Source organism: Ferroplasma acidiphilum (assembly GCF_002078355.1).
Lineage (GTDB): Archaea > Thermoplasmatota > Thermoplasmata > Thermoplasmatales > Thermoplasmataceae > Ferroplasma > Ferroplasma acidiphilum.
Window position 1 is genome coordinate 494023 of record NZ_CP015363.1, and the last position, 13153, is coordinate 507175.

10 protein-coding genes are annotated in these 13153 nt (G+C 37.6%); 3 read left to right on the forward strand and 7 right to left on the reverse strand.

Translation table 11 applies throughout. The features are described from left to right. Positions 1-135: 135 nt before the first annotated feature. The 4 genes from fad_RS02675 to tnpA form a co-directional block, all read right to left on the reverse strand. A complete protein-coding gene (locus fad_RS02675; protein ID WP_081141661.1) occupies positions 136-1677 on the reverse strand; it encodes a thiamine pyrophosphate-binding protein in 1542 nt (513 codons plus the stop codon). After that, positions 1674-2612, reverse strand: coding sequence for an NAD(P)-dependent oxidoreductase (locus fad_RS02680; RefSeq protein ID WP_081141663.1), 939 nt, complete (start codon positions 2610-2612; stop codon positions 1674-1676). Before fad_RS02680 ends, fad_RS02675 begins: the two co-directional genes overlap by 4 nt. A gap of 207 nt (positions 2613-2819) precedes the next feature. Continuing rightward, positions 2820-3869, reverse strand: coding sequence for an RNA-guided endonuclease InsQ/TnpB family protein (locus tag fad_RS02685; RefSeq protein WP_081141664.1), 1050 nt, complete (start codon positions 3867-3869; stop codon positions 2820-2822). Further along, positions 3866-4267 carry an IS200/IS605 family transposase gene (gene tnpA / locus fad_RS02690; protein ID WP_081141671.1) on the reverse strand — a complete coding sequence of 134 codons (402 nt, stop codon included), beginning with the start codon at positions 4265-4267 and terminating at the stop codon, positions 3866-3868. Before tnpA ends, fad_RS02685 begins: the two co-directional genes overlap by 4 nt. A gap of 436 nt (positions 4268-4703) precedes the next feature. On the opposite strand from tnpA, the gene fad_RS02695 reads away from it, so the two are divergent. Next, on the forward strand, positions 4704-5435 hold the full coding sequence (locus fad_RS02695) for a hypothetical protein (RefSeq protein ID WP_081141679.1): 732 nt from the start codon (positions 4704-4706) through the stop codon (positions 5433-5435). Here fad_RS02695 and priS read toward each other — a convergent pair. Next, a complete protein-coding gene (gene priS / locus fad_RS02700; RefSeq protein ID WP_236940598.1) occupies positions 5432-6574 on the reverse strand; it encodes a DNA primase catalytic subunit PriS in 1143 nt (380 codons plus the stop codon). The two genes, fad_RS02695 and priS, sit on opposite strands and share 4 nt — an antisense overlap. 95 nt (positions 6575-6669) lie before the next feature. Between priS and fad_RS02705 the strand changes: the two genes are divergently transcribed. Both fad_RS02705 and radA read left to right on the forward strand, forming a co-directional pair. Beyond that, positions 6670-7683, forward strand: a complete 1014-nt coding sequence (locus fad_RS02705) for a type II glyceraldehyde-3-phosphate dehydrogenase (RefSeq protein WP_081141680.1) — start codon at positions 6670-6672, stop codon at positions 7681-7683. 1 nt (position 7684) lies between these two features. Then, positions 7685-8680, forward strand: a complete 996-nt coding sequence (gene radA / locus fad_RS02710; RefSeq protein WP_019841717.1) for a DNA repair and recombination protein RadA — start codon at positions 7685-7687, stop codon at positions 8678-8680. On the opposite strand, the gene fad_RS02715 is transcribed toward radA, so the two are convergent. Both fad_RS02715 and smc read right to left on the reverse strand, forming a co-directional pair. Beyond that, positions 8677-9447 carry a hypothetical protein gene (locus tag fad_RS02715; protein WP_081141682.1) on the reverse strand — a complete coding sequence of 257 codons (771 nt, stop codon included), beginning with the start codon at positions 9445-9447 and terminating at the stop codon, positions 8677-8679. The genes radA and fad_RS02715 overlap by 4 nt on opposite strands. Next, complete coding sequence (smc, locus tag fad_RS02720; RefSeq protein ID WP_009887610.1) at positions 9434-12904, reverse strand: chromosome segregation protein SMC; 3471 nt, start codon at positions 12902-12904, stop codon at positions 9434-9436. The genes fad_RS02715 and smc overlap by 14 nt, the downstream gene beginning before the upstream one ends. Positions 12905-13153 lie beyond the last annotated feature (249 nt).

The following is a 13153-nucleotide window of genomic DNA, read 5'->3' on the forward strand; positions in this document are numbered from 1 at the left end:
TATAAATGATATTATTATATTAATTTTCTTACCTGGAAATTAACCATTGCGGCATATCCATACATATTTAGCAGTTTCACAGGCTATCAATACTTTAAAATGGATATAAAAAATTGATATAATGTATGAACAGTATCAAAGAAACAGTTTTTCAACTGTTTTTTCTGTATTTACAACAAGCACTTTTGGCACATCTCCATCCCGTAGCCACTCAAGGTCTGAAAGGTTTTCATCGGCCGTACGTGTCTCTACTCCAAAGCCCTTTGCAACAGATTCTATGTCAAGGTTCAGCTGGAAATAATCTTTTTTCTCCATATCCGGATAATAACTTTTTGAAAAGCTTTTGAGTATATTGTATCCACTGTTGTTGAGAACCAGGAATTTAACAGGTATATTATAATGCTTTGCAGTCCACAACCCCTGCACAGTGTACATGAATGCGCCATCACCAATAATTACCAGAGTTTTTTTGTTATTCATCCCTATTCCGAGGGCCGCTGCTGTAGCCCATCCAAGCTGGCCTGATTTTGCCGTATAGTATTTCCTGTATCCGTAGCCAAATGTGGAACGTACGTTCTCTGAAGCCGATATAGCTTCATCAACTATGGTGTAATCGGAAAATAATTTTTTAGCTTTAAACAGTACATAGTCCACGCCCATACTTAGCCTCTGGCGGGCCACTCTATTTGCATACAGATAGTCAGTACTCCTCTTATAGTCGCCTTTCTTCTTAATTAATTTTACAGCTTCACTGAGGAATAGTTTTGGATTCATTGTATATCCATCGCCTGTTTTGTGTGATATGTCTGTACCTATAAATATTACATCTTTTCCAGGGAATGGCAATGATGGCAGATAGGGATAAAATGTTATATCTCCACCGATGAAGACTATCAGGTCGTTATTCACAAATTTCAGGTTCATCAGTGTCGAGGCGGGCAATAGGTCCCCTGCATAGTGTTCGCTGGCTGTGTTGAATGTGCCTCTGGATGCCAGCGGTTCACTGTACACCTCTACCCCGAGTCTGTCAGCAAACGCTTCCGCTTCTGCGTAAGCGTTGTAAACATCTATTTCATATCCAAACACCAATGCAGGATGTTTTGCTTTGTTTATCCTTTCAGCAATCTCCAATACAGCCTCAGGGTCATAGGAAGAAACGTTTGTTCTAACATCATTGAAATATAAATTTTCAGCAGTATAATCCATCATATCCATTGGCACAGATATGAATACAGGGCCCATTGGCGGTGTCATAGCTATGGCTTTAGCTCTCCTGAAGGCTGTTGGAATATCAGATGGATTTTTTATTTCATAGGAATATTTTACCAGGCCCGACACAGTATTTAAGAGGTCTCCTGATAACAGCGGGTCAAAGACAATATGCCTCGTATCCTGCTGCCCTGCGGTTATCACCACCGGGGAACGGTTCCATTTCGCAGTGTTCAGAAAGGACATTGCATTGCCCAGCCCTGGAAGTGTATGGAGATTTACAATGGAAGCGGTATTATTATACTGTGCATATCCATCAGCCATTCCCAGAGCAATGGAATCATGAAGTGTCAGGTAATAGTTTCTGATGCCACGTAACATCGGTATTTCGGTAGTGCCTGGATTTCCAAAAACGGGGTCAAGCTTCAGGGCATCAAGGGTTTTTTCCAGTATTTCATATCCTTTCATAGTTCATCCTCTACCTTATACAGAGGGTCAATGCCCTGTGAATACCTTATGACATTTCCAATTGTTTCTGTGATAAACCTTTCCTGGCTTTCCATAGTTACGCCGGCAATATGTGGTGAAAAAATAACATTGTCAACATGGAATAGTTCAGAGGAAAAATCCGGAGGCTCAACACCGAACACATCTATTGCAGCGTAAATATTCTTTTCCTTTATAGCCTTTACAAGGGCTTTCTCATCAACTATTTCGCCCCTTGAAGAGTTAATAAAAATGGAATTTTCTTTCATCAGGTTAAACCTGCTTTCATTGAACATAGATCTGGTTTCCTTAGAAAGGGGAGTGTGGATAGATATAATATCAGAAGCTTTGACCAGTTCGTCCAGTGGAAGGTACGTCAACCCGTAAAGTTCCTCATCCTCCGGCTTTAACCTTCTTGGGTCGTAATAAACTATTCCCACATTGAATGGTATTAATTTCTGTACCAGTTTTATGCCTATAGCACCCATTCCAATGATTCCAAATGTTTTGCCCTGCAATTCCCTGGAGTTTGTTAATAATGGCCAGTTTCCGGACTTAATTTGCTGGTCGAATGGTATAAAATTCTTCAACAGGGCAAGCGACATGCCTATTACATGTTCTGCAACAGCATCCTTATTGGCTACTGGAACGTTGCACAGAAGTATTTTTCTCCTTCTTACTTCCTTCAGGTCAACGTTGTTATACCCAGTACTTGCAACCTGTATATATTTCAACTCAGGGAATTTATCCATCTCCTTTTTTCCGAATGGGGTAAATGTTGTAATCACCACAACATCCGCATCATTTTTCTCAAATTCTGTATTTGTTGCGATCTCAAGGCCGGGCATTATCTGGTCTATAGATTTTTTAATATTTTCAATATCCAGAAATGCTGGAAGGATAGCTAAAACTTTCATGAAATACCAGCATTTATAAGTATAAAAGCATTATTAATAGTAAATTAGGTAATGGTTTGTAATTAATTATTATCAATCTAAATTTTACGATCCATTAGCAGAAATCCTACTGGCTTTATAGTAGATCGAAATTATATAAGGAAAACTTAATGTATGGCTATTCTCTATTTCTATTCTGGAATACCATTAGCTGACATACTCCCACAGCTAAAGCATGTGGGGTTCTAAGGTCGCCATCGTTCCTAACGTTGCCTCTTCAGGGATACCAGTGTTCCCTTTGTACGCATCTCTGTCTACGTACAATTGATCTATGCCTTCCTCAAATACTGGACGCAATGCTATGTTGAACGAAGCATTGGCATCAGCATGATCAACGTGCCCGCAATTGTTGCACTTAAATGATTTTCCTGAACGGTTGCCTATCTGTCCACATCTGCTATACTCTTTAGATGTATTATATGGATCGACATAGGCAACAGGTATTCCAAGTAGTCTGGCCTTATATTCTATCATATTTTTAAGCTCATAGAATGACCAGCTATTCAGGGAATACCTGAAACTCCTGCCCGATTTTGCATTTCTTATTCCATTTAGATATTCGAGCTTTATTCCCATTCCATTATCCTTAGCTTCCTGCACTATCTTTCTTGCTACCTTATGGTTAATATCTTTGACTATTCTGCTTTCCCTGTTCTTTATTCTCTTAGCTTTCCTGTATTTCCCTTTCTTCTGCAGATTCTTCCTCATATTCTTATATTTCTTATGCACATGCCCTGCTTCCTTTCCAAGCTTTATTATTTTCCCGGTTTCAGGATTGCCAGCAACAGCAATATGCCCTGTTGTATTCCTGTCCACACCTAAGTATCCATTGGGTTCAATTAAATCATTATCAGGGATATTTATAGATACATATGCAAATTTATTGTCAAGTTCAATCTGGCTTATTTTATCAAAATCATTCCTGAAATAATAGTTTAAAGTTAGCTTCAAAGGAGTTATGTTTATTGTTCTATCTATCTGGTTACATTTTATTCCCTGATGTGGCACTGTTAATTTTATTTTATGTACATCCTTTGCTTTTGAATTCCTGGAGTATTTCCTTAATATCTGGTTTGAAATGGCTGATTTTAACCCGAACTGTTTTACATCCCTGGATATAATGGATTTTGTTTTAATGGCAAACTCTGCTATTAGCCTGGCTTTGTTTAATTCTTCAGAAAAATCTTTGCCATGTTTAATTTTATATGTTAATATCATACTTTCTTCTGATCCTCTATATATTTCCTGACTACTGACTCGGATATATGCCCTACAGATTCTATATAATAGCTTCTTGTCCATAGTGTTGGCAGCTTGCGTTTCAATACTGGAAATTCCTGCCTCAGTATCCTGGAAGTATATCCTTTGAATTGCTGAATAATATAATGCGGGCTCAATACTGGATCTGCTTTTATAAATATGTGTATATGGTCCGGCATAACTTCCATTTCTTTAATTTCTATCTTTAATTCCTGTGCCTTATAATTTAATAATTCCTTCAATCTTACATCTATGCCATTTACCAGTACATTTCTTCTGTATTTCGGGCACCAGATAATATGGTATCCCAGATTATATACTGATTTATTGCTTCTTGTCCATCGTTCTGACACCATTACAATACTATATGATTGACAGATGTACATAATTTATGCATTCATCCCACAGTTAAAACTGGTGGGCTTTCTGCTAAGGGATCGTAAAAATAGGGAACGGTATAAGAATACTGGTAGGTTCAGGCCTCATAAGAACCGGTGCCTTCAATGCAAATACTGTTAATCAAAAAAGCCACTCTGGAGTTAATTTTTGTTCTCCTGCTTAGCGCGGGAGCATATCAGTGTAAGGTACATCCAGTTTATGTACCAGTCCTGTCACTGGACACAGAGGCTTACTGTTAATGGATAGGAATATTTCTACAATATGCTTTAATATTAAAAGTTAAATCATAATTTTTCCTTAAATCTGGCCGATAAGAATTTTATTTTCTGGATGAATTAGTCATAGTTGTGAATATCTCGAAAAATATTTATATAGATACACTATGTATAAATCATGGTAAACGAGTTAATTGAAAAGAATAAACCGTACTATATAAAATCACTGTCGCTTGAGGACCAGTTTTCCAGATTGGATGCATGGTATAAGGTTGATTTCCTTATTGATAACAATATACTCACAAAAGAGTATGTTATTGAAAATAAGACAAAATTCCTCGATTTGCTAACTACCACTGATGAAATGGTTAAAGTACATGCATGGGTACTGGCAAGAAGGTTTGCTGATGCAGGATATATAAGTAAGGAAGATATAGATAAAAGGAAATCCTATCTTATTCCATATGTAAAAAGTGGGGACCTTACCGCATGGTGGAATGCTATTGACCTTGTAAATGGTGGATATATAGACAATACCTATCTAACTCCGTATAAAGATATTTTCATAGCAAGCCTGAAAAGTGATAATCCCGGGGTTGTAAGCGATGCATGGCACATGGTTCCATTGCTATTGAAGGCCGGCGTGATTAGCAATGCAGATTACGACGATAATAAAAAATATCTTTTTAATGTTCTTAAATCCTCCAATCAGTATATACGGCTGAATGCCTGGGAAACAATAATTGACCTGGGTGAAAAAGGAATTCTAACAAAAGAAGATATATTCCCATTTAAATCGAAGGCAAAGGAGCTTATAGAAGGAGAAGACCTGATAAAACTTACATCGTTGTTTGACACCAGTAAAGATGATTTCATAGCAAGGTTGAAGAACCTTGATCTGGCAGACTAAATAAAATCTGCAACATCTATGGCGCTGGCGAATATAGCAAGGTATAATGGAACAGAGTTTTCCCCCCTGGCTATATTATAATTTTGCCCATTCATTTCTATGGAAAATTTATCTATCTTTAAATTAATTTTTGCATCCCTTTTCAGAAACATATCTGGAATAGCCTCATCAAGCGGGTTAAAAGTTTTTAATTTATCTATAGCTACCGGTTTAACCATGAGTCCTGTTTTTCCATGGAGGCTATAGGGGAACCTTATAAGGCGGTGGATATCTGTGGTGACAGGTTCATCAATCTCTGCCAGCGCATTACCTTTAAAATCTTCAAGAATTTTGCCAAGCATTATCCTGTCATAATCTATTGAAGCGTTTTCATTGCTTTTATTCTGCTTTATCAACAACTTAAATTTATTTCCTTTTTCATTGCTGAGGAAATCCCTGATTTTTTCCCCATTGTAATATTTTTCCAGATACTCTAAATAATTCCACCAGGATTTCGGGAATACTTTTTTTATGTAATTTTCATCCAGATTTCTGTAAAAATTGGATATGTAAATGTTAAATTTTTTAAGTATTCCATATTCAAAATAACTATCGTCTAGCAACTTCAAATCCTCCACATTCAATCCTTCAATTTTGATATAATCTCCGATTTCCCTTCTGGAATCAGAATCCATGGTGTATATCCTATCACTTTCTACATGGACATGGTACCCCCTGCCTCCGGAGAAATAAAGGCGAATATTTTTCTCTTCGAATCCAAAATCATCCATAAGCATTTCCAGGAGCCTCAGAGTATGCTTCTTTACCTCCGCAAGTATTTCCATATAGGTCATTTTATCTGCTCCCTCAATATGGTCTGCGTCAAGGTCAAATATCAGTTCTGCACCGAGCCATTCCTTTTCGAGCATTTTATGCTGGTCAGGAAACCGGTAATAGGAAGATGAATAATAAAGATGCCTGGGTATAGCTCTACGCACGAAATTTTCTATTTCGTTCTGGCTATCGAATTTTTTATGCCTGATCATTGTACCGTTAAAAGGTATAAAGCCAATCTCCCTCTGGAATAGCATATCAGGTATGCCAAGATGGTTTTTATAATAATATTCCCTGAAATATTGCATTAATCCGGTACTTGCCACATTGTATGATTAATCTAATAAATATAACCATTTCCTTGATTGTTTGGATACAGATAAATGAATAAATTTATAATATGCAACACTATCTTATTCCAATGATAGGAGTAGCTATTAATGGTTATGGCACAATAGGCAGGAGAGTGGCTTATGGGGTGTCCATACAGGATGACATGTACGTTACAGGCATTGTAAAGAATTCCCCTGATTATGTTACAAAACTTGCTTCCAGGGATTTTAATATTTATACTCCAGATATGGACAAGAAACGGGAATTTGAGGCACATGGAATAAGGGTGAAAGGCACACTGGATGATTTGCTTTCAGAATCGGATATTGTTGTTGATGGCACACCTGAAGGAAATGGAGAAAAAAATTTGAAGTTATACCGCCAGTATGGAATCAAGGCAGTCCTGGAAGGAGGCGAAAAAAGCACCGTTGTTGAATCAAGCTTTAATTCATATTCCAATTATTCCTCTTCATTAAACAAAAATTATGTCAGGGTTGTATCGTGCAATACCACAGCACTTGCGAGGTCTGTTTCTCCATTAAAGGAAAAGTTTGGAGTTCAGGAAGTAAACGCAACAATTATGCGCCGTGCTACAGACCCGAATGATAATAAAAAGGGGCCAATAAACGCAATAGAGCCTTCAATGTCATATCCATCACACCATGCTGAAGATTTAAAGACAGTTATGGATGGAATAAATGTAGAGACATCAGCTGTAAAGGTTCCAACAACACTTATGCATGTCCATGTTATAAACCTTGAATTAAAATCAGAACCCGGCATTGATGAAGTAATATCTGAATTGTCAAAGAAGAGGCGTTTAATTCTTATTAATGATAAGGAAGGGGTAAATTCCACAGCACAGGTTATGGATTATGCAAGAGAACTATCGAGAAATAGATCGGACCTCTACGAGATAGCCATCTGGAAAGGAAGTATAAATATTTATAAGAATAAAGTGCATTATATTCAGGCAGTGCATCAGGAAAGTGATGTCATACCGGAAAACATTGATGCTATCAGGGCTATGTTCGGTATGGATCCTGATCTGTCGAGGGATAAGACAGACGCTTCACTTGGCATAAAAGGAGTTGAATATTAAAATGGCAAAAGAAAAAAAAATAGATGATGAATTGGACAGCGAACTTGAAAATAAGAAACTTACGATAGAAGATTTACCCGGTGTTGGGGAGGCAACAGCTGAAAAGCTAAGGGAAAACGGATACGACGATATTATGGCTATTGCAGTTGCGTCGCCTAAGGACCTTGCTGATATCAGTGGCATAGCCGAAGGTGCAGCTGTAAAAATAATTAATGCAGCCAGAAAATATGCTGATGTTGGCAATTTTGAAACAGGGGAAGAAATTCTGAAGAGAAGAAAAGAAGTAAGAAAACTTAGTACTGGTGCACAGGGGCTTGACAATCTTATTGGCGGTGGCCTGGAAACACAATCCATAACAGAGTTTTTCGGTGAATTCGGTTCCGGCAAAACACAGATAATGCTCCAGCTTGCAGTAAATGCAACAATGCCCGAGGAACAGGGAGGGCTTAACTCGGATGTGCTCATTATAGATACAGAAAATACATTCAGGCCTGAAAGGGTAATCCAGATGGCAAAAGCAAAGAATCTTGATCCGGATGAGACACTTAAAAGAATACATGTTGCAAGGGCATATAATGCACATCACCAGATACTCCTGGCTGAGAAGGCATCCGATATAGCAAAGGAGTTTCCAATAAAACTATTGATAGTGGATTCATTGACCTCCCATTTCCGTTCAGAATATGTTGGCAGGGGATCACTTGCAGAGAGGCAACAGTTGTTGAATAAGCATATGCATGATCTGTTGAAATTTGGAACAATATTCAATGCTGTTATAGCTGTTACGAACCAGGTATCTGCAAATCCTGCAGTCTTCTTCGGGGACCCTATGACTCCAATAGGAGGGAATATTGTAGGGCATACCGCAACTTTCAGGCTCTATCTCAGAAAAGCCAAAGCAGGAAAAAGAATAGCAAGGCTGATTGATTCGCCTTACCTGCCTGAGGGAGAAGCTGTAATTACCCTCACTGAGGATGGAATAATAGATGGCACTTAAAATAATTTTATAACTTCTATATTTCCAAATGGTTCTTCCTGGTTTAATGTAACTTTTCCCCCTCTTTCCAGGAAGAGCAAAAATAAAATAAAATTCGCCCTTTCATATTTTGTGTTTCCCCAGTAATCTTCAACAAAAAATGGATTCATATAATGTGATATTTTCTGCAATGTGTCTTTTATGCCTTCGTCAACTGCATCTGTGTTTGACCTGGCTATTATATCCTCATCAATATCTGGAATATCTTCCGGCTCCTCCTCCACTACCTTTTTTTCACTGTTCCTGTATACACTTTTCATTGCACTTAAAAACTCTTTAAGTGTTACTTTAGCTTCTTCCTGATGTATTACCGGAACACGGAGGTCTGGCATAGTTCCTATGGTGGTATCATCGGTATTGAATATATCCATGCCATCTTCAGGCTCTGCGTATTCTTCAGGAGAATCAGGATCCTCATAAATAGCACGCTGAACCATGTATATGCTTTTTTCATAAAGGACATGCCAGGCACTGGAAATAAGTATACCGGCAATTTCGAAATTTTCATTCTTTTCCCGGGCAAAAATATTTTTAAATTCTGAAATGTTAACACTCCACGGGTCCAGTTTCCCCGTGAGGACGAGCCTGAATATTTTAGAAACTGTCTGTGATAATATATCAGGATAATCTATATTGTCCTCTGTGCTGTTAAGGATTTCATTATAGTATGATAGGTCTTCGCCCACATCCTGTGTTATCAGGGCCTTTAATATTTCATCCCTTTCCAATCCCCTCACCTATACGTTTCTGTATTATTTTTGTATTTCCATGCTTATCTGTGGTTACAGCAATCAGGTTATCCGCAAATTTCGTTACCGCACCCTTCAGGGAAACCATCACCACCTGTGAAGTTTTGGAATTCTCCATAAATAATTCGCCCACATGTTCGGCATTATGCCCGTCAAGGAACATATCAACCTCATCAAGATAGTATATGGGCGATGGATTTTTTATCTGGAATGAAAGTATCAATGCCAGTACAGCCACACTTTTTTCACCACCGCTAAGTGCGTCTATTTTTATCATGTGTTTTCCCCTGGGCTTTACCTTTATATAAACTTCAGAATTCAACGGGTCATCCCTGCTGGTGATTTCCAGGTTTGCCTCTCCTCCTTCTGATAACCTTGCATAAATTTTCTGAAACTGGGAATTAATAGTATCAAATAATTCGAGGAATATTCTCTTTTCGTCTTCTATGATCTGATTCTGCAGGTCTATAAGGTCATTTTTCTCTGAAAGCAGGGTTTTGTATTTTTCCTCTGTGCTATTGTACTTATTGAGTTCCATGTCATACTGTTCAATTGCTTTCATATTTACCGCCCCCAACTTTTCGATTTCCCGGCTGTTTTCATCTATTTTTTGCTTCACCTCGGATATGCTCATGTTGAACTCTATGTATTCCATGCCTGTATTTTCTATCTCGTAATTTATTGTTTCAAGCTGGAATGCCAGATTTTCTATTTTTGTTTTAAGGCCTGCTATAATGGCTTTTTTATTGCTTATTAGATCATCATTCTTCCTTATATTTTCAAATAATTTGTCCCTGGCAGTGGAAACCTGGTTTTTTTCGGTATAAAGCTCCCTTGAACGGGAATCTATTTCATTTTCTTTTGCACGGTTTTCCTCAAGCTCTTTTTCCATTGCTTCGACTTTATTTTTGAATTCAGCTACCATGCCGGTAAATTTTGTTATTTCATTTTCAAGCCCGGTTATTTTTTCCTCCAGCTCCTGGCTTTTTTCTGTGAAGTGTTTAAATTCAGTTTCAATCTGTGCAAGTTTACTGGAATAATTTTCCCTGCTTTTCATTTCATTGCCCAGTTCCTCTTCCATCTGTTTTTCTATCTCCACATTTTCTGGGGCCAGTTCCTTTAATTTTTTAAATAGCTCTTTACGTTCCTTATCCAGGGTAAATAGCTGCATCTTTACTTCATTTTTCTTGAACTCAAAATTGCTTTTTCTATCTTCTGCATCCTTTATTTTCAATTTAATTTCTTCAATCCTTGTTTTCGCTGCCTCTATGGAGTTCTCAGATTCCTGCAGCTGGGTTTCGTAATTATTAATATTGCTGGTTGAAATATCCCGCTTCCTTGTAAGGTCAGCCAGTTTGGAGGATATTTCCGAGTTTTCTTTTTCCTTGAAGCTTATCTCACTTTTCAGTATTTCATTCTGTTCCTCCAGTTCAGCTATGGCTTTCGTTATACGGTTTGCCAGAATTTCATCATTTTTAATTGATCCGCCTGTCATTGCTCCGGAAGGGTCCAGAACATCCCCATCCAGCGTTACTATACGTACTCCGGTCATATGCTTCCTTGCATTTTCCAGTGTATCCATAAGTACGGTGTCACCGAATGCGTATTTAATGGCTTTTTCAAATGCAGGGTCGCAGGTTATAAGATTTCTGACAAAATCAATAGCATTGCCTGAATTTATTAATTCTGCTGCCTTTTGCCTGTCCGGTGAAGTGGCAATCTTATTCAGAGGTATGAATGTCAACCGCCCCAATTTCTTTGCTTTTATTGCCTGTATGCACATCTGTGCCACAGAATCATTATCAACAACTATGGAATTCAATCTGCCTCCTGCAGCCACAATCACAGCATTTGCATATTTGTCCTCATATTCTATGAGTTTTCCCAGTGGCCCGTGAATTCCACTTTCCGTTTCCATCATACTGTTTATTTCCCTTAATGCCGGGCTAGCTGTGCCTCTATAGTTAAGGCCACGGAGTTCTTTCTCCTTATTCCTGATTTCCACGTCGTTGTTGCTTTTCATTGTTACGAGTTCATTAAGCTTGTTCCTCACGGTAAGAAATTTTTTATTTACTTCATTGATTTCTTCACTATACTCTTTAATATTTTTTTTCAGGTTATCTATTTTCCATTTTAAATCCTTTACTTTTATGGATTCTTCCTTTATTTTTTCCTCGTTCATGGTATTTTCCCTGGAAAATCCTGACAATTCCTGTTCTATAGTTCTGATGTCGTAATCATTGATAATCTGGTCATTTGCCTGCTGCATTTCTACATCGATTGCTGCGAGCCTGTCGTTAATTTCCCTTGTCAATTTTGAGTTTTCGTAATTTTCCTGCCGGAATTTTTCCAGTTCCCTGTTAATTTTAGCTATGGAATTCTCTGTTCCCTTAAGGTAAGACTCATAGTTTTTCTTCTCTTTGAGTTTATTTTCCAGCTGTTCCCTGTTGAAGTTATAGGCCTCACGGGAAGTTTTTAACCGTGCTTCTGAATTTGTCTTTGATTCACCAGTGCTGCCTATCTTTGTTTTTAACTCTGCAATTCCAATATTCAATTCTTCTATCCTTTTTCTAATGCCTTTAACTTCCTGCCCACCCATTGCATCCAATTTATCTTCTATTTCCTTTATCCTGTTAATGGCTTCATCCCTCTGTATGGACAGGTTTTTATTCTCATTTTCCAGATTATCTATGTCTGATTGGCTTTTCTCTATATTCCCGTTATACATGGCAAGTTCCTGGTTTATCCTGTCCCGGTCCTTTACTTTAAGGAAGAATTTTAATTCGTTAACTTCTTTATTGAGCTTATTGTATTTTAAGGCGTTTTCCCTATCTACTTCCAGGGTATCAAGCATACTTTTTATTTCTAAAAGCACAGCATCCATGCTATTGAGGTTTTCATTCAGCCCATTTATATCATTCTGCGCACTTTCAATTCTTTCCTTATAACTTTCTATCCCTGCAATGGATTCAAAAAGCTTCCTTTTTTCGGTTCCTGTCATTTTTACAAGGTTGTTTATATCGCCCTGGAGAACGAAGCTGTAGGCGTCAAGATATATATGGAAGCTATCTATAAGCTTCAATACATCAGTCCTGCTCGCACGTTTATCATTTATATAATAATTGGATTTGTATTCGCCATGGTTGTATACAAGCTCCCTTTTTATGGAATACCTGTTATTTTCGTTGGATATAACGTTTAATACAACGTAACAATGTTTTTTTGGAGGATCGGTTTTGTGGATAAAATCCTCAAGTTTATCTACCCTGACAGTTTTGTTTGCCCTGATGCCAAGAACAAAGAGCATGCTGTCGCCAATATTGCTTTTGCCGGAACCGTTCGGGCCAATAATTACCGTGAACCCTTTGTTAATTTTAATTGATTGTTTGTCTCCATAAGATTTGAAGTTTTCCATTTCAATAGAGTCTACGATCATCTAGTATGACAATGTGCATACATATATTATTTTTTCCATAAATAAATATGCGGATTTTCATATTTATTTTAATTTTTAATTACCCTGATTTATGCGGGTATTATTATACATCATATATTGACCTGAAAACTAAACCACTAAATTACTGGGGGGACACTCAAACCCAGATTATTAATAACAGAATACGGATATTAACCGGTTACTTATAGAATAAACATATTCAGTTATAAGGATAATTGCCCTGTAATA